This window comes from Microbacterium sp. AG1240 (assembly GCF_003635115.1).
Taxonomy (GTDB): Bacteria; Actinomycetota; Actinomycetes; order Actinomycetales; family Microbacteriaceae; genus Microbacterium.
Map to the genome: position 1 here is coordinate 1253557 of NZ_RBXJ01000001.1, position 19655 is coordinate 1273211.

General features: G+C 70.0%; 21 protein-coding genes and 2 tRNA genes. 17 read left to right on the forward strand and 6 right to left on the reverse strand.

The window, feature by feature from the left end; translation table 11 throughout:
* Window positions 1-19 precede the first annotated feature (19 nt).
* From DEU34_RS05800 to serA, 3 genes are all read left to right on the forward strand, one after another.
* Complete coding sequence (locus DEU34_RS05800) at window positions 20-526, forward strand: DNA polymerase III subunit gamma/tau (RefSeq protein WP_121149198.1); 507 nt, start codon at window positions 20-22, stop codon at window positions 524-526.
* Window positions 523-870: a bacitracin resistance protein gene (locus tag DEU34_RS05805; RefSeq protein WP_121149199.1), complete on the forward strand. Its 348-nt coding sequence runs from the start codon at window positions 523-525 to the stop codon at window positions 868-870. The genes DEU34_RS05800 and DEU34_RS05805 overlap by 4 nt, the downstream gene beginning before the upstream one ends.
* Window positions 871-1023: 153 nt before the next feature.
* The gene (gene serA / locus DEU34_RS05810; protein ID WP_121149200.1) at window positions 1024-2628 is read left to right on the forward strand and encodes a phosphoglycerate dehydrogenase; all 1605 of its coding nucleotides are present in this window, start codon (window positions 1024-1026) and stop codon (window positions 2626-2628) included.
* A gap of 43 nt (window positions 2629-2671) precedes the next feature.
* Here serA and DEU34_RS05815 read toward each other — a convergent pair whose 3' ends face one another.
* Window positions 2672-3232 (reverse strand): TetR/AcrR family transcriptional regulator, encoded by a 561-nt coding sequence (locus DEU34_RS05815; protein ID WP_121149201.1) that lies wholly within the window; start codon window positions 3230-3232, stop codon window positions 2672-2674.
* A gap of 80 nt (window positions 3233-3312) precedes the next feature.
* On the opposite strand from DEU34_RS05815, the gene DEU34_RS05820 reads away from it, so the two are divergent.
* From DEU34_RS05820 to DEU34_RS05870, 11 genes are all read left to right on the forward strand, one after another.
* Window positions 3313-4866, forward strand: a complete 1554-nt coding sequence (locus DEU34_RS05820) for an MFS transporter (protein WP_121149202.1) — start codon at window positions 3313-3315, stop codon at window positions 4864-4866.
* A gap of 34 nt (window positions 4867-4900) precedes the next feature.
* On the forward strand, window positions 4901-5965 hold the full coding sequence (locus DEU34_RS05825) for a 3-isopropylmalate dehydrogenase (protein WP_121149203.1): 1065 nt from the start codon (window positions 4901-4903) through the stop codon (window positions 5963-5965).
* 64 nt (window positions 5966-6029) lie between these two features.
* A complete protein-coding gene (locus DEU34_RS05830; protein WP_121149204.1) occupies window positions 6030-7136 on the forward strand; it encodes a branched-chain amino acid aminotransferase in 1107 nt (368 codons plus the stop codon).
* Window positions 7137-7260: 124 nt separating this feature from the next.
* Window positions 7261-8025, forward strand: a complete 765-nt coding sequence (locus DEU34_RS05835) for a fumarylacetoacetate hydrolase family protein (RefSeq protein ID WP_121149205.1) — start codon at window positions 7261-7263, stop codon at window positions 8023-8025.
* Entirely contained in the window at window positions 8022-9266 is a 1245-nt protein-coding gene (locus DEU34_RS05840) for an MFS transporter (RefSeq protein ID WP_121149206.1), read from the forward strand. Before DEU34_RS05835 ends, DEU34_RS05840 begins: the two co-directional genes overlap by 4 nt.
* Before the next feature lie 11 nt (window positions 9267-9277).
* Entirely contained in the window at window positions 9278-10792 is a 1515-nt protein-coding gene (gene gltX / locus DEU34_RS05845) for a glutamate--tRNA ligase (RefSeq protein ID WP_121149207.1), read from the forward strand.
* Between the two features lie 70 nt (window positions 10793-10862).
* Window positions 10863-10934: transfer RNA gene (locus DEU34_RS05850), tRNA-Gln, on the forward strand.
* A 259-nt stretch (window positions 10935-11193) separates the two neighbouring features.
* On the forward strand, window positions 11194-11976 hold the full coding sequence (locus tag DEU34_RS05855) for a DeoR/GlpR family DNA-binding transcription regulator (protein ID WP_121149208.1): 783 nt from the start codon (window positions 11194-11196) through the stop codon (window positions 11974-11976).
* Window positions 11973-12929, forward strand: coding sequence for a 1-phosphofructokinase family hexose kinase (locus tag DEU34_RS05860; protein ID WP_183042369.1), 957 nt, complete (start codon window positions 11973-11975; stop codon window positions 12927-12929). Before DEU34_RS05855 ends, DEU34_RS05860 begins: the two co-directional genes overlap by 4 nt.
* Before the next feature lie 27 nt (window positions 12930-12956).
* Complete coding sequence (locus tag DEU34_RS05865; RefSeq protein WP_121149210.1) at window positions 12957-15005, forward strand: fructose-specific PTS transporter subunit EIIC; 2049 nt, start codon at window positions 12957-12959, stop codon at window positions 15003-15005.
* 29 nt (window positions 15006-15034) lie between these two features.
* On the forward strand, window positions 15035-15304 hold the full coding sequence (locus DEU34_RS05870; RefSeq protein WP_121149211.1) for an HPr family phosphocarrier protein: 270 nt from the start codon (window positions 15035-15037) through the stop codon (window positions 15302-15304).
* Window positions 15305-15363: 59 nt separating this feature from the next.
* On the opposite strand, the gene DEU34_RS05875 is transcribed toward DEU34_RS05870, so the two are convergent.
* Together DEU34_RS05875 and DEU34_RS05880 are read right to left on the reverse strand one after the other, a co-directional pair.
* Window positions 15364-16020, reverse strand: coding sequence for a class F sortase (locus DEU34_RS05875; RefSeq protein WP_259460043.1), 657 nt, complete (start codon window positions 16018-16020; stop codon window positions 15364-15366).
* The gene (locus tag DEU34_RS05880) at window positions 16017-16727 is read right to left on the reverse strand and encodes a CHRD domain-containing protein (protein ID WP_121149212.1); all 711 of its coding nucleotides are present in this window, start codon (window positions 16725-16727) and stop codon (window positions 16017-16019) included. The genes DEU34_RS05875 and DEU34_RS05880 overlap by 4 nt, the downstream gene beginning before the upstream one ends.
* Before the next feature lie 186 nt (window positions 16728-16913).
* Here DEU34_RS05880 and DEU34_RS05885 point away from each other — a divergent pair, with 186 nt between their 5' ends.
* Both DEU34_RS05885 and DEU34_RS05890 read left to right on the forward strand, forming a co-directional pair.
* Window positions 16914-17462, forward strand: coding sequence for an RNA polymerase sigma factor (locus tag DEU34_RS05885; RefSeq protein WP_259460044.1), 549 nt, complete (start codon window positions 16914-16916; stop codon window positions 17460-17462).
* Window positions 17449-18132 carry a hypothetical protein gene (locus tag DEU34_RS05890; protein WP_121149213.1) on the forward strand — a complete coding sequence of 228 codons (684 nt, stop codon included), beginning with the start codon at window positions 17449-17451 and terminating at the stop codon, window positions 18130-18132. The genes DEU34_RS05885 and DEU34_RS05890 overlap by 14 nt, the downstream gene beginning before the upstream one ends.
* A 167-nt stretch (window positions 18133-18299) precedes the next feature.
* Here DEU34_RS05890 and DEU34_RS05895 read toward each other — a convergent pair whose 3' ends face one another.
* Window positions 18300-18938, reverse strand: coding sequence for an MBL fold metallo-hydrolase (locus DEU34_RS05895; RefSeq protein WP_121149214.1), 639 nt, complete (start codon window positions 18936-18938; stop codon window positions 18300-18302).
* A gap of 107 nt (window positions 18939-19045) precedes the next feature.
* Here DEU34_RS05895 and DEU34_RS05900 point away from each other — a divergent pair.
* A tRNA-Glu gene (locus DEU34_RS05900) sits at window positions 19046-19118 on the forward strand.
* Window positions 19119-19206: 88 nt separating this feature from the next.
* On the opposite strand, the gene DEU34_RS05905 is transcribed toward DEU34_RS05900, so the two are convergent.
* Entirely contained in the window at window positions 19207-19395 is a 189-nt protein-coding gene (locus DEU34_RS05905; protein ID WP_121149215.1) for a hypothetical protein, read from the reverse strand.
* 31 nt (window positions 19396-19426) lie between these two features.
* Window positions 19427-19594 carry a hypothetical protein gene (locus DEU34_RS16195; RefSeq protein ID WP_183042370.1) on the reverse strand — a complete coding sequence of 56 codons (168 nt, stop codon included), beginning with the start codon at window positions 19592-19594 and terminating at the stop codon, window positions 19427-19429.
* Window positions 19595-19655 lie beyond the last annotated feature (61 nt).

The window sequence follows — 19655 nt, forward strand, 5'->3', positions numbered from 1 at the left end:
CGCGCATTACGCTGGGGGAGTGACAACCCGCCGCGACGATGACGCCCTGAGCTGGGACGGAGACGACGACCCCACTCTCGACGTCGGCGTCGACACGTCCCGGTCGCCGATCGACGAGCCGGTAACGGATGCTGCGCCCGCCCCTACCGAGGAACGACCCGCGCGAGCGGCGGCCGAACCCGAGCCGGTGGCGCTCTCAGATGTCGAACCCGAGCAGGCGGAAGAGCCGTCAGGCATGGGCAACGCCGCGCTCGTGTCGATCGGTCTCATCGCGGGCGCCTACATCTTCTTCGCCATCGGCTGGGTCATCGCCGGGCTCCGGCTCCAGGCGGTCTCTGGGCTCCTGGTCGACCCCGTGATGTACGCCGCGGGAACCTGGGGCGCCGCTCTGGCGGGACCGATCTGGTTCCTCACCGCGTTCGTGCTGACGCGCCGTTCGAGCACCTGGGTGCGCTTCGTCGCCCTTCTCGTCGGGCTCGTCCTCGTCGTGCCGTGGCCCTTCCTGCAGACGGGAGCCGGCGCATGACCGCTGTCGAAGAGTCTCCGACCACGCGGCGCAACCCGACGTGGATGGTGGTGGCCATCGCGGGCGGGTTCGGTCTCTTCTACGCGTACATCGTGTGGAACTCCGTCGGGTTGCTCGTGTCGCAGGCGACCGGGCCGCTGGGGATCAACGCCGCGGGGTGGGCGCTGCTGCTGTCGGCCGCCGTGTTCCCGCTCCTCGCGTTCGGAGCCGCGTTCGCCATCGGTTACCGCCGCCGGGCCGGCCAGTTCGCGCTCGTCCTGCTGACGGGTCTCGGCCTCTCGGCGGTGTTCTGGTTCAACGTCCTGGCCTACGCGGCGACGAAGGGCGCGGAGCTGCTGGGTTGAAGCACGACGCCCCTCCCGGCCGGAAGTGTGCGGCCGTCACACGATCGGGCGGGGGTGCCGGGCCGCGATAGGCTGGCCCAACCCGTGCCCTCGGTCGTGTGACCGTCGGTCCGCCGCATCCACCGCTCTCGCGTACCGCCGAAGGATCTGTCTGTGACGAAGCCCGTCGTCCTCATCGCCGAAGAACTCTCTCCCGCCACGGTCGAGGCCCTCGGGCCCGACTTCGACGTCCGCAACGTCGACGGCACCGACCGCCCCGCGCTCCTCGCCGCTCTGGCCGATGCGCACGCGATCCTCGTGCGCTCCGCGACGAAGGTCGACGCCGAGGCTCTCGCCGCGGCGCCGAAGCTGAAGGTCGTCGCCCGTGCCGGCGTCGGGCTCGACAACGTCGACATCAAGGCGGCGACCACCGCCGGTGTCATGGTCGTCAACGCCCCGACCTCGAACATCATCTCGGCGGCAGAGCTGACGGTCGGCCACATCCTGAGCCTTGCCCGTCACATTCCCGCAGCCCACGCCTCGCTCGCGGCGGGCGCCTGGAAGCGCAGCTCGTTCACCGGCACGGAGCTGTACGAGAAGACGGTCGGCATCATCGGGCTCGGCCGTATCGGTGCGCTCATCGCCGCCCGCCTGCAAGCCTTCGACGTGCGCGTCGTCGCCTACGACCCCTACGTCACCAGCGCCCGCGCACAGCAGCTGGACGTCGAGCTGCTGAGCCTCGACGATCTGCTCGACCAGAGCGACTTCGTCTCCATCCACATGCCGAAGACGGCCGAGACCACCGGCATGATCAGCACCGAGCAGCTGCGCCGCATGAAGCCGACCGCCTACGTCGTGAACGTCGCGCGCGGCGGTCTCATCGACGAAGAAGCGCTGTTCGACGCGCTCACGACCGGCGAGATCGCCGGCGCCGGCCTCGACGTCTTCACCACCGAACCTCCCGTCGCCGGTGGCACCGCGGCTCGCCTGCTCGACCTGCCGAACGTCGTCGTCACCCCGCACCTCGGAGCGTCGACCGAAGAGGCCCAGGAGAAGGCGGGCGTCTCGGTCGCCAGGTCGGTCAAGCTGGCCCTCGAGGGCGACCTCGTGCCGGATGCGGTGAACGTCGCCGGTGGCGTCATCGACCCGTTCGTGCGCCCCGGCATCGCGCTGGTCGAGTCGCTCGGACAGTTCTTCACCGGCCTCGCGCAGGGCGCGCTGACGAACCTCGAGATCGAGGTGCGCGGCGAGCTCGCCGGCTACGACGTGAGCGTCTACCGTCTCGCAGCTCTCAAGGGGATCCTCACGAACATCGTGAGCGAGACCGTCTCGTACGTGAACGCGCCGCTGTTCGCCGAGCAGCGCGGCATCGAGACCCGTCTGGTCGTCGAGGCCGAGAGCCCGCTCTACCGCAACCTCACGACCCTGCGCGGCACACTGTCCGACGGCTCCGTGCTCACCGTGTCGGGCACCCTCGCCGGCACGCGCATGGTGCCCAAGATCGTCGGGATCAACGGTTACGAGATCGAGGTGCCGATCGAGCGCCACCACGTGGTGATGCGCTACGCCGACCGCCCCGGCATCGTTGCGATCTACGCCCGCGCGCTCGGTGACGTCGACATCAACATCGAAGGGCTCCAGGTCGCCCACGCCGACGCCGGGGGGCGCGCCCTCTCGGTGCTCACCGTCGATTCGCCCGTGCCCGACGAGCTGCTCGCCGAGATGGGCGAGGCCGTGGGCGCCGACCTGTTCCGTCAGATCGAGATCACCGAGGCCTGAGCCGCGCGCTGCGCACGCAGCATCCGCCCCCTCGGCGTCGTCGCTACGATGCGTCGGCGTCGGGGGTGGTGGATGCTTCGACCAGCCGGATCAGCGCGGCGATGTCGTCGGTGTCGAGCTGCGGTCCGGGGACCGATCCGACCGTGAGCGCATTGTTGAAGTAGAGGCCGTCGCTCACGAGCAGGATCAACTGCAGCGCCGTCTCGTCCTTCGCCAGCGGACGGAGGGCCTCCTCCCAGAGAACTCGAACGCGCCTCAGTGCCTCGACGGCGGGGGCGCTGCCGTTCTGCGCCAGCCGTGAGACGGCCACGATCGCCTGGTCGAGAACCGATCCGGTGTGTATCGACGTGCGCATGAACGCGGCGACGGGCCCTTCGGGGGCACGCTTGATCTCTTCGATGTCGTCGACGGCGAGCGCCTCCATGCGCTCCATGAGCCCGGCCTCGAGGGCCTCCTTCGACCCGAAGTGGTAGAGGAGTCCGCCCTTGGAGACTCCGGCCTCGCGCGCCGTGGCGTCCATGGTGGCCGCACGCTCGCCGTCGTCGGCGAGGATGCGGGCGAACGCGTCGAGCACGCTTTCGCGGGCGCGGGGTGGGCGGCTCATAGCACCGATCGTATCGAGGAGGGGAGGGCGATCCTCTGATACTATACCGGCTAGACGGTTTAGAAACGGAACGAACACTCATGGCCAGCTCCACCCTCACCCAGCCCACTTCGACGGTGAACGTGCCCCGTGCCGGCTGGCGCGGATGGCTCGCACTCGCGGTGTTGATGCTGCCGGTGATCCTGGTCTCCGTCGACAACACGGTGCTGAGCTTCGCGCTGCCGTCGATCGCCTCCGACCTCGCCCCGACGAGCATCGAGCAGCTCTGGATCGTCGACGCGTACGCCCTCGTGCTCGCGGCGCTGCTGGTGACGATGGGCACGCTCGGTGACCGCTTCGGACGGCGCCGGATGCTGCTGATCGGCGCCACCGGCTTCGGAGTCGTGTCGGTGCTCGCCGCTTTCGCCCCCAGCGCTGCGCTCCTCATAGCCGCTCGCGCAGGCATGGGCGTCTTCGGCGCCATGCTCATGCCCTCGACCCTGTCGCTGCTGCGCACGATCTTCGCGAATCGCGATCAGCGGCGCATCGCCATCGCCATCTGGGCGGCGGGCTTCTCCGCGGGATCGGCCCTCGGCCCGATCGTCGGCGGGTTCCTCCTCGAGCACTTCGAGTGGGGGTCGGTGTTCCTGCTGTCTGTGCCCGTATTGATCCCGCTCCTCGTGCTCGCGCCCATCCTCGTGCCCGAGAGCCGCGACCCGCACCCGGGCCGCTTCGACGCGCTCAGCGTGATCCTCTCCCTCGCAACGATGATCCCCATCGTCTACGGCATCAAGGAGTTCGCGGTCGAGGGACTGGTGCCCGCGATCCCGGTGCTGTTCCTCGTCGGCCTGGGGTTCGGCGCTCTGTTCGTCCGACGGCAGAAGCACCTGACGACGCCGATGCTCGACATGTCGCTCTTCCGGCGCGGCACCTTCAGCGGCGCCATCGTGGTCAACCTCCTCAGCGTCGTCGGACTCGTGGGGTTCCTCTACTTCGTCGCCCAGCATCTGCAGCTGATCGTCGGGCTCAGCCCGATGGAGTCGGGCTTCGCCCTCGTTCCCGGACTCGCGGCGATGATCGTGTCGGGTCTGGTGGTCGTGCCGATCGCCAAGAGGTTCCCGCCGCGCATCATCGTGCCGGTCGCGCTGTCGTTCTCGGCGCTCGGATACGTGCTCGTCGCCGTATCCACGGCGGAGCTCGGTCTGTTGATCGCCGCGTTCGCCGCGCTCGGTCTCGGCATCGGCGCCGCCGAGACGGTCAGCAACGAGCTGATCCTCGCCAGTGCGCCGGGGGAGAAGGCCGGAGCGGCGAGCGCCGTGTCGGAGACGGCGTACGAACTCGGAGCGGTTCTCGGCACGGCGGTTCTCGGCGGCATCCTCACCGCCGCCTACCGCGCGCAGCTGGTTCTTCCGGCGGGGCTCCCCGTCGAGGCCGGCGACGCGGCGCGCGAGACGCTCGCCGGTGCCATCCGCGCCTCGGACGGACTCTCTCCCGAGCTCGCCGAGGCACTCCGCCAGGCCGCAGCGCACGCGTTCGATTCGGGCGTCGTGGTCACCTCCCTCATCGGCGCCGCGCTCATCGTCGTGGCGGGCGTGGTGGCGGCCACTACTCTGAAGGGGTCGAAAGCCGCACCGTCCCGCAGCCGCAAGGGCTGAGGGGCGCGGCTCCCTGTCGAAGGAGCACACCCCCGTGGAAACTACGCCGTCGCGTGTCGTGAAGCTCGCCGTGATCCCCGGTGACGGAATCGGTCCCGAGGTCATCGCCGAGGCGGAAAAGGTTCTCGAAGCGGTGACCGCCGGCACGGGCGTCACGTTCGAGCGCACGCGGTTCGCCCTGGGCGCCGGGCGCTTCCTCGAGACCGGCGACACCCTCACCGACGCAGACCTCGCCGCGATCGCATCGCACGACGCGATCCTGCTGGGCGCGGTGGGGGGCACCCCCGGAGACCCGCGCCTGAAGGATGCGAACATCGAGCGCGGTCTGCTGCTGCGTCTGCGCTTCGCGCTCGACCACTACGTCAACCTGCGTCCGTCCAAGCTCTACCCCGGGGCTCCGGGCCCGCTGGCCGAGCCCGGCGACATCGACTTCGTGGTCGTCCGCGAGGGTACCGAGGGGCCGTACGTGGGCAACGGCGGCTCGATCCGCGTCGGCACGCCGCACGAGATCGCGAACGAGACCTCCGTCAACACCGCCTTCGGGGTCGAGCGGGTGGTGCGGTACGCGTTCGAGCTCGCCGAGCGTCGCCGCAAGAAGCTGACGCTCGTGCACAAGACGAACGTGCTCGTGAACTCCGGAAGTCTGTGGAAGCGCCTCGTCGACGCCGTCGCCGCCGAGCATCCCGACGTGGCCGTAGACTACCTGCACGTCGACGCGGCGACGATCTTCCTGGTCACGAACCCGGGCCGCTTCGACGTGATCGTCACCGACAACCTCTTCGGAGACATCCTCACCGACCTGGCCGGCGCCGTCACCGGTGGCATCGGTCTCGCCGCATCCGGGAACATCAACCCCGACGGCGCGTTCCCTTCGATGTTCGAGCCCGTTCACGGATCGGCGCCCGATATCGCAGGACAGCACAAGGCCGACCCCACGGCCGCGATCCTCTCCGTCTCGCTTCTGCTCGATCACCTCGGGCTCTCCGACGAGGCCGCCCGCGTGACCCGCGCGGCCGAAGACGACATCGCGGCGAGGGACGACTCTCCTCGCACCACGACGCAGATCGGCGACGCCATCGTCGAACGCCTCCGGGCGTAATCTGAAGGCGCGGGTCCGCCCGCCGATCTCCGCCGCGGTACCCCGGCATGAAAGCAGACGTCACATGACTACCATCGACACCGATCCCGACACCGGACTCGACCCGCTCGAGTTCCTCGTCCGCCGCAACCTGAACGCGAAGAGCGCGTCGGAGCGGGAGGCGATCCTCGCCGACCCCGGCTTCGGCAAGAGCTTCACCGATCACATGGTCGACATCTGCTGGTCGGTCGGCGGCGGGTGGCACCGCCCGCGCGTCTCGCCGTACGGCCCAATCGCGCTCGATCCGGCCGCGGCCGTCCTGCACTACGGCCAGGAGGTCTTCGAGGGCATCAAGGCCTACCGTCACGCCGACGGATCTATCCACACCTTCCGTCCCGACCAGAACGCCCGCCGCCTTCAGCGCAGCGCTCGTCGTCTCGCCCTTCCCGAGCTGCCCGCGCCGTACTTCATCCAGTCGCTGCGCGAGCTCATCGCCGCCGACGGCGCGTGGGTGCCCTCGGGCGACGACCAGAGCCTCTACCTGCGTCCGTTCATGTTCGCCAAGGAGGCGTTCCTCGGTGTGCGTCCCGCCCACAAGGTGAACTACTACGTCATCGCGAGCCCCGCGGGCGCCTACTTCACGGGCGGTGTGAAGCCGGTCTCGATCTGGCTGAGCGAGGACTACGCCCGCGCGGGCAAGGGTGGCACGGGTGCCGCGAAGACCGGCGGCAACTACGCCGCCAGCCTGCTGCCTCAGTCGGAGGCCTACGAGCACGAGTGCGACCAGGTCGTCTTCCTCGACGAGGCTCGTAACGTCGAGGAGCTCGGCGGCATGAACATCGTCTTCGTCTATAAGGACGGCCGCATCGTCACGCCGCAGTCCGAGTCGATCCTCGAGGGCATCACGCGCGACTCGATCCTGCAGCTCGCCATCGATCGAGGTCACAAGGTCGAGGGTCGCGCCGTCTCGCTCACCGAGTGGCGCGAGGGTGTCGCATCCGGCGAGATCGCGGAGGTGTTCGCCTGCGGTACCGCCGCCGTCGTCACCCCGATCGGCGTGCTCAAGGGCCGCGACTTCTTCGACGAGCAGCCGACCGGCACGCTCGCCCTGGAGCTTCGCCAGGAGCTCACCGACATCCAGTACGGCCGCGCCGAAGACAAGCACGGCTGGATGCTGCGTCTCGACGCCTGACCTCCGTCTGTCGACCGCGAGACCCGGTCCGCGCGCCGAGACCCCGACATTCTGCGGGGGTCTCGTCGCGTGGGTCGGGTCTCGCGGTCTTCGGCCCACGGGCGGGGCTGAGTAGGCTGGGCGGGTGAGAATCGCACGCTTCAGCCACCAGGACGCCATCCGCTACGGCATCGTCGACGGAACGGAGCTCGTCGTCCTCGCGGGCGATCCGATGTTCGCCGGGTACGAGACCACGGGGGAGCGCGTGCCCGTGGCCGACGTCGCCCTTCTCGCACCGGTTATCCCTCGGTCGAAGGTCGTCTGCGTCGGTAAGAACTACGCCGACCATGCCGCCGAGATGGGCGGCGAGGCCCCCAAGGAGCCGCTGCTCTTCTTCAAGCCGAACACCGCGGTGATCGGCCCCAACGACTCGATCGTGCGGCCGCCGCAGTCCGAGCGCACCGACTACGAGGGCGAACTGGCCGTGGTCATCGGACGCATCGCGAAGAACGTGCCGGCCGCCCAGGCTCTCGACTACGTCTTCGGCTACACGATCGCCAACGACGTCACCGCCCGCGACCTGCAGAAGAGCGACGGCCAGTGGGCGCGAGCCAAGGGCTTCGACACCTTCTGCCCGTTGGGCCCGGCCATCGAGACCGAGTTCGACGCGGCATCCGCCACCGTCACGACCCGCCTGAACGGCGACATCGTGCAGCAGGCGCCGATCTCGGACATGATCCACTCGATCCCCGACATCATCGCCTACGCCTCGGCGGCGTTCACCCTGCTGCCCGGCGACGTGATCCTCACCGGCACCCCGGCCGGCATCGGCGCGTTCGGGGCCGGCGACGTGGTCGAGGTCGAGATCACCGGCCTCGGCATCCTCCGAAACCCCGCGCGCGACGCGTGAGCGCGGCGGCGGCGACGCCGCTCACGGGCGACATCGAGCGCGCACAGCGCCGCACGGTACGTGTGCTCGCGGCCGGGCAGGTGCTCGGCGGCGTGGCGTTCGGCGCCACCGTATCGCTCGGCGCGCTGTTGGCCGCCGATCTCTCGGGCCAGGACGGCCTGTCGGGGTTCGCGACGGCGTCGGTGACCTTGGGTGCGGCTCTCGCCGCGATCCCGCTGGCTCGTCTGGCTGCTCGGCGGGGACGCCGTCTCGCGCTCACCCTCGGAAACACCCTCGCGCTCGTGGGTATCGCGATCGTCGTCGCGTCGGCGGTGGTCAGATCGTTCCCGATGCTGCTGGCAGGCGTCGTACTCATCGGGATGGGTAACGCCGGGAATCTGCAGTCCCGGTTCGCAGCGACCGACCTCGCCACCGACCGCAGGCGCGCGCGCGACCTCTCGGTCGTCGTCTGGGCGACGACCGTCGGCGGTGTCGCCGGTCCGTTGCTGGTCGGTCCGGGCGAGGGCCTCGGGCGCATGATCGGTATGCCCGCGCTCACCGGCTCCTACCTGTTCTCCTTCGCGGCGCAAGCAGCAGCCCTCGCGCTGTACCTCGTCGCGCTGCGTCCCGACCCGTTGCTGTGGGCGCAGAGGCTGGAGCGTTCCAGGGGAGCGGGGGCCGACCGGATCGACGCGGTCGACCGTCCGCGCGTCGCGCGATACGCGATCTTCGCCGTGTCCGGCAGCCACGTGGTGATGGCGTCGGTCATGGCGATGACGCCGGTGCACCTGGCGCATCTGTCTTCGGGTGGCGAGGTGACCGCCACCGTCGGCATCACGATCGCCGTCCACGTCTTCGGGATGTACGGCCTCTCGCCGCTGTTCGGGTGGCTCGCCGATCGCGTCGGAAGATTGCCCGTGGTTCTCCTCGGGCAAGCCATCCTCGCCGCCTCCCTCGTGTGTGCGGCGCTCTTCACGCATTCGCAGGCGGGAGTCACGGTCGCCCTTCTTCTCCTCGGCCTCGGCTGGAGCGCCGCGACGGTCGCCGGCGCCGCCCTCCTGACCGAATCGACACCGACCGAACGACGCCCGCGCCGCCAGGGGCTCAGCGACACCGTCATGACTCTCAGCGCCGCCGCCGGCTCGGTGCTCGCCGGCGTCGCCCTGGCCGCGATCGGTTACGACGGGCTGGCGTGGTGCGCGCTGGTGCTCGTCGCTCTGGTGACGATGCTCGCTCGATGGGGGCGCCCCTCCCGCGACTAGGCTGGAGCGCGATGTCTACACCCGATCCCCGCACCACGACCGCTACGGGAGCCGACGTCCGCGTCCGCTTCTGCCCGAGCCCCACCGGCCTGCCGCACGTCGGCCTCGTCCGCACGGCTCTGTTCAACTGGGCGTACGCCCGGCACCACGGCGGCAAGCTCATCTTCCGTATCGAAGACACCGATGCCGCGCGCGACAGCGAGGAGAGCTACGCGCAGCTCCTCGATGCGCTCCGATGGCTGCGGATCGACTGGGACGAGGGCGTCGAGGTCGGCGGCCCGCACGCCCCCTACCGGCAGTCGCAGCGCCACGACATCTACCGCGAGGTGCTGGCGAAGCTCGTCGAGGCCGGCGTCGTGTACGAGAGCTACTCGACCGCCGAAGAGATCGACGAGCGCAACGCTGCGAACGGGCGGGCCAAGCAGCTCGGGTACGACAACTTCGACCGCACCCTGACCGACGAGCAGAAGGCGGCCTTCCGCGCCGAGGGGCGCGAGCCCGCCTGGCGTCTGCGCGTGCCCGACGAAGACCTCACCTACGTCGACCTCATCCGCGGCGAGGTGACCTTCCCCGCGGGGTCGTTCCCCGACTTCGTGATCGTGCGTGCCGGGGGAGTGCCGCTCTACACCTTCGTCAACCCCGTCGACGACGCGCTCATGGGCATCACCCACGTGATCCGCGGTGAAGACCTCATGCCGTCGACCGCTCGCCAGCTGTCGCTCTACCGCGCACTCGTCGAGGCCGGTGTCACCGACTTCGTGCCGCGCTTCGGGCACATGCCCCTCGTGCTCGGCGAGGAGGGCAACAAGAAGCTCTCCAAGCGCGATCCCAAGGCCGACCTCTTCCTGCAGCGCGAGAAGGGCTTCATCCACGAGGGGCTGCTGAACTACCTGGCCCTCCTGGGGTGGTCGATCGCCGCCGACCGCGACGTCTTCTCGCTCGACGAGCTCGTCGCGGCGTTCGACATCGCAGACGTGAACCCGAATCCGGCGCGCTTCGACCAGAAGAAGGCCGAGTCGATCAACGGCGACCACATCCGCATGTTGGATGCTGCGGACTTCGCCGAGCGAATCGTGCCCTACCTCGCCCAGGCGGGGGTGATCGAGGCGATTCCGACCCCCGAGGAGACCGCGAAGATCGCGGCGTCGGCTCCGCTGGTGCAGGAGCGCGTGCAGATGCTCGGTGAGGTGCCCGGCATGCTCGGCTTCCTCTTCACCGACGAGATCACCTACCAGGAGGACGCACTCAAAGGCCTCCCCGCGAACGCCGGTGAGGTGCTCGTCGCGTGCGTGGGTGCGCTCGAGCTCGTACCGGCCGAGGAGTTCACCGCCGCAGGTGTGCAGGAGGCCCTCTCGCGGGCGCTCGTGGAGGAGCTCGGGCTGAAGCCGCGCGTGGCCTACGGGCCGCCGCGCGTGGCGCTGACGGGCCGCCGCATCTCACCTCCGCTCTTCGAGTCGATGGAGCTGCTCGGCAAGGCCGAGTCGGTCCGACGCCTCGGCGCACTGGTGGATCACCTGGCGCAGTAGCGTCTCGGTTTGGCGCGATCGCCGCCGTCGGCTAGAGTTGATCCTCGGCACGGCTTCGGTCGCAGCCCTGTGGGGTATGGTGTAATTGGCAACACGGCGGTTTCTGGTACCGTTGTTCTTGGTTCGAGTCCAGGTACCCCAGCTCGATGAAAAACCCCGCTCAGGCGGGGTTTTTTCGTTGGCGCCGATCACGGCCGTGCGGCCATCGACGCCCCCTTATCCGCCCCGGTCATCGGATCGCGCGCCGTCTGTCCCCGCGGATGCCGCGACCCGGTCACCGATGCTCCCTCGCGGGGTGATCGCGGCGCATGGCGCCGCGAAATCCACAGCCGCTGTGGGTGATGTGTGGCTTTGTCTGCGTATCTGTTGTACTGTGTGGGAATTCCATCGGGAGGACCACGATGTACGCAATGGAGCGACAAGAGCTCGTCGAGCGACTGCTGCGTGAAGAAGGCCGCGTCGGTGTGGTCGACCTGTCCACCCGCTTCGGCGTGACGACCGAGACGATCCGTCGCGACCTCGCGCTCCTCGAGGAGGCGGGCACCCTTCGTCGTGTCCACGGCGGCGCCGTCGCGACCGACCGCGGAAGCACCGTCGAGACCCCGGTCGCCGAGCGCGCGCTGCGCAAGGGCGACGCGAAGCAGGCCATCGGCCGACGTGCCGCTGCGCTCCTCGACGCCGGATTCCGCGGATCGGTCTATCTCGACGCGGGAACGACCGTCTCGGCCGTCGCAGCCGCCCTCCCACTTCACCTCGCCCACTCGCGCGGGGGCGCCGAGATCGTCACGCATTCGATGACGATCGCCCATGATCTCGCGGGGTCCGACCTCGGGCTCACCGTCATCGGGGGGCGCATCCGTGGTCTGACGGCCGCCGCGGTCGGCGCGGAGACGGTCAACGCGATCTCCCACCTGCGACCGGACGTCGCCTTCGTCGGCACGAACGGCCTCAGCGACGGCTTCGGACTGAGCACCCCCGATCCCGACGAGGCTGCTGTGAAGGCCGCGATCATCGCGGCGGCGCGGCGAGTGGTCGTCGTGACCGATGCGGAGAAGTTCGGAGCGGAGCTGCTCGTTCGTTTCGGTGGGCTCACCGACATCGACGACCTCGTCTGCGACGCGACACCCGCGAGCGGCCTGTCGGATGCGCTCGGCGACGCGGGGGCGGAGGTGTGGATCGCATGATCGTCACCCTCACCGCGAATCCGTCGATCGATCGTGCCGTCACGCTGTCGGCTCCGCTCGAGGTCGGTGAAGTGCAGTCCGCGACCGACGCGCGGGAGGACGCCGGCGGGAAGGGCGTCAACGTCGCCCGGGTCATCGCCGCCGCGGGTCGGGCGACGCTCGCCGTCGTCCCGGTCGGCGACCACGATCCTTACAGCGAGCTGCTCGCGACCACGGGCATCCCCGTGCGGGCGGTCGCCTCCGCGGGGCGCGTCCGCGCGAACCTGACCGTGACCGACCCGGCGGGCACGACCACCAAGATCAACCTGCCGGGGCCGGTACTGGATGCGGGCGGGGCCGCCGAGCTCACGGCGGCGGTCGTCGAGGCCTGCGCCGACGCCGACTGGCTCGTGCTGGCCGGATCCGTTCCCCCGGGCGCGGGGGAGGCGTTCTACACCGACGTCATCCGCGCCGTGCGACGGGCGTGGGGTGATCGCGCCCCGCGCATCGCCGTGGACGCCTCCGGAGCCGCGCTGGATGCCGTCGTGCGCGACGGGCGTCCGGACCTCATCAAACCGAACGACGAGGAGCTCGCCGCGCTCGTCAGCGAAGACCCGTCGAACGACGTCGATCCGGTCACGGAGGCCGCCCGGCGGGCACGCTCAGTCGTCCCGTCCCACGCCGCCGCCGCACTCGTCACCCTCGGCGGTGCGGGGGCCCTCCTGGTCACCGGCGACGATGTGCTGCGCGCCGTCGCCCCGAAGATCGCCGTGGCGAGCACCGTCGGTGCGGGCGACAGCTCGCTCGCGGGATACCTCCTCGCCGACGTCGCCGGAGCGGCGCCCGCCGAGCGTCTCGCCAACGCCGTCGCGTACGGAGCTGCCGCGGCCACGCTGCCCGGAACCCAGGCCCCCACCCCCGCAGACCTTCCTCCCGGACGCATCCGCGTTCTCCCGTTCGTCCCCTCGCACTGATCCACCCCTGACCACGGAGGTCATGACATGTCCCGCATCATCACACCTGAGCTCGTCAGCCTCGACGTGCCGCTGGGCGACGGCAAAGCCGACGTCATCCGGGCCCTCGCCGAACGCGTCGTCGCGAACGGCCGGGCGCGTGACGCCGACGAGCTGTTCGCCGACGCCTGGGCACGCGAGGAGAAGGATGAGACCGGCCTGCCCGGCGGAATCGGCATCCCGCACGCCCGCAGCGCGTCGGTGACCGAGCCCACGCTCGCCTTCGCCCGGCTGACCCCCGGGGTCGACTTCGGCGCCCCGGACGGCCCGGCCGACATCGTGTTCCTCATCGCCGCTCCCGCGGGGGCCGACGAGGCCCACCTCGCCGTGCTGTCGCAGCTGGCGCGCAGCCTCATGAATCCCGACTTCATGGCGGGTCTGCGAGCGGCGTCCACGCCCGAGCAGGCGGTCGGGATCGTGAGCGCCGCGATCGAGCCCGCGCCTGCCGCGGCGGCCGAGCCGGCTCCGGCGGCGACCCGCGCAGAAGCGCGCACGCAGACGTCGTCGGAGTCCTCGCCCACCCGCATCGTCGCGGTGACCGCGTGCGCCACGGGTATCGCGCACACCTTCATGGCGGCCGACGCACTCACGGCGGCGGGCAAGGAGGAGGGCGTCGATCTCATCGTCGAACCCCAGGGCTCGAGCGGCTACAAGGCTCTTCCGCAGAGCGTGATCGACAACGCCGACGCGGTCATCTTCGCCACCGACGTCGACGTTCGCGAACCCCAGCGTTTCGCCGGCAAGCCGGTCGTGCGTTCGGGCGTGAAGCGCGGCATCGAGCAGCCGAAGCAGCTCATCGCCGAGGCGATCGCCGCGTCGAAGAACCCGAACGCCGCACGCGTCACGGGTGACGCGACCTCGGTCACCGCCGAGACGGCCCCGGTGTCGTGGGGCGCGCGCATCCAGCGCATCCTGCTGACCGGTGTGAGCTACATGATCCCGTTCGTCGCCGGTGGCGGTCTGCTCATCGCGCTCGGCTTCCTGCTCGGCGGGTTCGAGGTCACCACGAATGCCGCGACGGTCATCACCCAGAACTCGCTATGGGACCTCCCGACGACCGATATCACCTCGCCCATCGGACCGCTCGGGCAGTACCTCGGTTCGGTGGCGTTCATGATCGGTGCGACGTCGATGGGCTTCCTCGTCTCCGCCCTCGCCGGCTACATCGCGTTCGCGATCGCCGATCGTCCGGGTATCGCCCCTGGATTCGTCGCGGGTGCGGTCGCCGTGCTGATGAACGCCGGCTTCATCGGCGGCATCATCGGCGGTCTGCTCGCCGGCTTCATCGCTTGGTGGCTCGGACGCCTGAACGTGCCCCGGTTCCTCCGGGGTCTCATGCCGGTCGTCATCATCCCCCTGCTCGGATCGATCGTCGCCTCGGGTCTCATGGTGCTCTTCCTCGGTCGCCCGATCGCCGCGCTCATGACCGTGCTGACCGACTGGCTCACCTCGATGTCGCAGAGCGGCGTCGGCGCGGTGCTCCTCGGGGTCATCCTCGGACTCATGATGTGCTTCGACCTCGGCGGGCCGGTCAACAAGGTCGCCTACGCGTTCGCAACGGCCGGACTCGCCGCCGCCACAGTGGACAACACCGCTCCGTACCTGATCATGGCCGCCGTGATGTCGGCGGGCATGGTGCCCCCGCTCGCCATGGCTCTCGCGTCGACGGTTCTCGCGCGCAAGTCGTTCACCCCGGTCGAGCGCGAGAACGGTGTCGCGGCCTGGCTCCTCGGTGCGTCGTTCATCAGCGAGGGTGCCATCCCGTTCGCGGCCGCCGATCCGCTGCGCGTCATCCCCGCCTCGATGGTGGGCGGCGCGGTCACGGGTGCGCTCAGCATGGCCTTCTCGGTGCAGTCGTACGCCCCCCACGGCGGGCTCTTCGTGTTCTTCGCCATCAACCCCATCTGGGGCTTCCTCATCTCGATCGTCGCGGGCACCGTGGTGTCGGCCTTGCTCGTCGTGGCGCTGAAGAAGTGGGTCGGCCGCAAGGAGCTGAACGACGCCGAAGCGCCGCAACTCGCCGCCGTTCCGGCATGATCGATATACACCCATCGGAAGGAAGCACCATGGCAGAACGTCAGGCCACCATCGCCAGCAGCTCCGGACTTCACGCGCGTCCCGCGAAGCTCTTCGTCCAGGCGGTCCAGGAGAAGAAGATCCCCGTGACGATCGCCGTCGCCGGTGGTGCCGACCTGAATGCCGGCAGCATCCTGTCGCTCATGGGCCTCGGCGCAGCCAAGGGCACCGTGGTCACGCTCAAGGCTGAGGGCGACGGCGCCGACCAGGCGCTCGACGAGCTGGTCACCCTGCTCGAGACCGACCTCGACGCTCAGTAGGACGAATCGATCGGATGCTGCGGACCCGCGAGGGTCCGCAGCATCCGTCGTTTCCGGGGTCAGCCGGTGCGCTCGGCGTAGACCACGCGATTGTCGACGTAGGAGGCGGCCGCGGTGTCGAAGACGCCCCCGCACGTGATGAGCCGGAGTTGGTCGTCGGCGACGGCGCCGAAGACGCGGCTGGTGGGGAATGCCGACTTCGGGTAATCGGCCACCTCGGTGACGACGTAGGAGAAGGTCGATCCCGCCGTGTCGGTGACCTCCACGGTGTCGCCCGGCACCAGCTGCTCGAGGCGCAGGAAGACGGCCGGGCCGGTGGGGGAGTCGACGTGCGCGGCGATCACGGTGGGGCCTCGGCCGCCGGGGCGACCGCCGCCGGTGAACCAACCGACCTCGTCGAAGTCCTCCGGCACCTCCATGTCGCCCTCGGCGGTGATCCCGAGGTCGATCAGGGGCTCGTCGAGCTCGATCGCGGGGATCCGCACGCTCGCGGGAGCGAGCGCCTCGACGATCGCGGCGGTCGGTGGCGGCTCGGGCGCCGCGGGTGTGCGCGTGGGCTCGGGGACGGCCGGCTCCGACGGAGCGGATTCGGCGCGGGGTGCGGACGAACAGCCGCCGAGCACGAGGGCTGTTGCCACAACCGCGGCGCACAGGGGGCCGAGCACCGCCGTGCGGACACGACGGTGCTCGGTGATCCGAGAGTGAGCCGTGATCACGCGCTCGCGTGGAGACGACGCCGCGACGTGACGCCGAGGGCTGCGAGGAGGCCCACGACGCCGGCACCGGCGAGCGTCAGGCCGAGAGCGTCGACGCTCGACGTCGCGGTGCCGCCGGCTCCGGTGCTGACTCCGCCGACGGGCACGGCCGAGAGCTGTCCGCGGACGACACCGGCGGCGAAGTCGACCGTGTGCGAGTCGCCGGTGAAGCCGGCCGGGTTCGCCTCGATCTCAGCGAGGGAGAAGCCCTCGCCGCTGTCGACGCCGTCGGTCACGATGCCCGTGGTGAAGGGGCCCTGCAGGCAGCCGGAGCTCGTGCGGGGGCCGTCGCCGACCGGCGCGGGGTTGGGGAACGCGATACGCGGCGGGCCGGGCTTGCCGACCGCGGCCTCGTGGATGTGCGTCGCCGTCTTGGCGGGGCTCTGGTAGTCGCCCGAGACACCATTGAGCGTGATGTCGTAGCAGATGATCTCTTCGTCGCTGTTGATGCGGAAGGTGAACGAGCCGGTCGCACCCTCCTGACCCGGGGTGGCGACGCCGTCGTTGTTGATGACCTGGTCGGGCGTGGCCATCACGGTGAAGGCGCTCGTGAACGACGAGGGCTCGGCCACCTCCGTCTCGGCGTGGGCCGGCGAACCCAGGGCGACCAGGCCTACGGCAGCGACGGCACCGAGCGCGATCGTGCGGGGGAGTGTGTTGTTCGACATGTCTCGACCTTTCGACGCGGACGCGGGGTGCCTCCGTTGGAGGGGGATACGTGACGGAGGCCGCCGGCGTTCACGACGACAGCATCTTTTTTTCGACCCGGGTGAACACGGCGGCGACGGTCGTGGTATCACCTGCAGAACCTCTGTCGGAGGTGCGGTCGTCTAGCCTGTGAGGAGCGTGAGCCCGTGGCGGCAGTCGTCGAGATGCGCGCGGGGAGCGTGATGGAGCAGCCGATCGACTTCGATACGTCGCGGGCGTTCGACGACCACGGATCGGTGCTCCTCGGGTTCGCCGTCAACGCGCTGCGCGACCGCGCTCTCGCCGAGGACTGCGTGCAGGAGACGTTCCTGCGCGCGTGGCGATCGCGCGACCGGTTCGACCCGCACCGGGCGAGCGAGCGCACCTGGCTGTTCGCGATCGCGAGGAACGTCGTCGCCGATGCCCTCCGAGCACGCGCCCGGCTCGGACGGATCGGCTCGGACGCCCTGCTCGAGCAGCATCCGTCGACCGACCGTGATCCGCTCGAGCGGCTCCGCATCGTGGAGGGGCTCTCGCGGCTGAGCGACGCCCACCGCGAGGTCGTCGTCGCGGTGCACCTCGACGGGCGGTCGTATCAGGAGCTCGCCGATGCCACGGGGACGCCCGTCGCGACCCTGCGCACGCGCGCCTTCCACGCACTCCGGGCCCTCCGCGGCCACCTCGAAGGATCGGAGCACCCCGATGCACAGTCCTGATGACCGCACTGCCGAGTTGATCGCGGGGGCCGTCGCCGGCGCGTTGTCGCCCGACGAGCAGCGCGAACTCGCCGCGCTCCGCGCGCAGCATCCCTGGATCGACAGCGAGATCGCCGAGCTCCAGCGGCTGACCGCAGATCTCGAGGGGATGAGCTGGCGGGAGATCGAGCCGGATGCGGCGCTCCGCGACCGGATCACGGCGATCCCGCACGCCGCTCCCTCCGATGTCACCCCTCTGCGATCGGTGCGTCGGCGGCGGTGGATCCTGCCCGCGGTCGGGGCCGCCTGCCTCGCAGTCGGGCTCGCCGTCGGGGTGGCGCTCCCGCCCGTCGGGACGACGCCGACCGGGCCGCCCGGAACGCTCGGGGCGCTCGAAACCGTCGACGTGCGCGACGAGCCGTCTGGCGCGGCCATCGATGCCGACCTGGTCGCGCACACGTGGGGCACGGAGGCCATCCTCGATGCCACCGGACTCGATGTCGGGGTGACTTACGCCATCGTGCTCGTCGGCTCGGACGGTACGGAGTTCTCGGCGGGCGCGATGCTGGGCTCGAGCGTACCGATCCATTGCAGCGTCAACGCGGCGGTGCTGCGGGAAGACGTCGTGCGTCTCGAGATCCGCGACTCCCGCACCGGGGCGGTGGCATCCGCCGATCTTCCCGAGGTCTGACGGGCGCCACGGCCGAGGCGGCGCGCCACTCATCTCGCCCGAACTCAGGATGGAAGGTGCCAGACGACCGTGTGCGTCCCGAAATCCCGCGGACGCGCGGGAGCCGGTAGACATCCATCCTGAGTTCGTGCGAGGCGAGCTCGCTCAGGGGTGGCGATGAGGAGGTGTCAGAGGTCGGTGGAGTCGCCCGGGTCGAGCGCGAGGAACTCCCCGCCGTTCTCCTCGACCGCCCAGGTGAGGCGTGCGCGGTGCATATCGCGGCCGATCTGCGAGACCGTCATGTCGTGGGTGCCGAACGCGCGCCGGGGCTTCACCGCGAGGACGAAGTCCATCGCGTCGCCGACCTTGAGCCACGGGGCTCCGAGCGGCGCGGCGAGCAGGGCGATGTCGTGCCCCTTCGGCACGGAGTAGGAGTCTCCCGGGTAGTAGAACTGCCCGTTCACCAGCACGCCGACGTTGTCGACCGTGGGGAGGGAGGCGTGGATCACCTCATGGATCCCGCCGAAGAATTCGAGCTCGAACGGGTCGAGGGCCACGGTGTCTCCGGGATGCACGACGGTGATGTCGAAGCCCGCAGCCGCCTTGGCGACTCCCTCAGGCGCGTAGATCGGGACTCCAGGCACCGCGGCGAGAACCCGGTCGAGGTGGTCGGCGGTCCAGTGATCGGGATGCTCGTGGGTGATGACGACACCGACGACGCTCTGCAGGTCATCGAGTGGACTGGTGAAGGTGCCGGGATCGATGAGGAGGGCCTTGCCCGCGATCTCGAGGCGCAGGGCGGCATGTTCGTACTTCGTCACTCGCATGGTGCGAGTCAACTCGCCCGCACCGCAGACGGCAACCTCCGGGGGCGGGCCTGGCTCGATTTGGCCGAGCCGTCATCGCCGTGGCATAATTGAACGGTTGTCGCAACGGCCCCATCGTATAGCGGCCTAGTACGCCGCCCTCTCACGGCGGTAACGCGGGTTCGAATCCCGCTGGGGTCACAACACGAGAAATGCCCGTCCGAATGGACGGGCATTTCTCGTTCCGCGACGCAGCATCCGCACGCCGCGCCCACGGCCGTCGGGGCGTTCAGTCGGTGGGTTCCTCGACGCTTGCCGTCGATTCGCCGTTCTCTTCGGCCGACGTCTCACCGGCCTCCGTCTCTGCGACGACGCTCTCCGCCGAGTCGGCTTTCACCTCGTCGGTGAGTGCATCGGTCGGTGGGCCGTCGTCGGCGTGGGCGTCGTCGGCATCGCGCTGGGGGGTCGTATCCGTCATCGTGTCGTTTCTCCTGTCGGGTGTCGACGCGTCAGGCGTCGGGGTCTGTGGCGGCGAGCCGGTCGGCGTCGGCGCTGTCGATCAGATCGTCGTTCGCATCGGCGTCGAGCACTTCATCGCCGTCGACCTCTTTCGTCGCGTTCGTCGCGGTGTCGTCGTCGGGGCCGGGCACGATCGGCGGGAGGGAGTTGGTCGTCATCGTTGTCTCCTCTGTCGGGTTCACGAACCTACGCCGGGGCCCTCGGTGCCGGCGCGGGGGT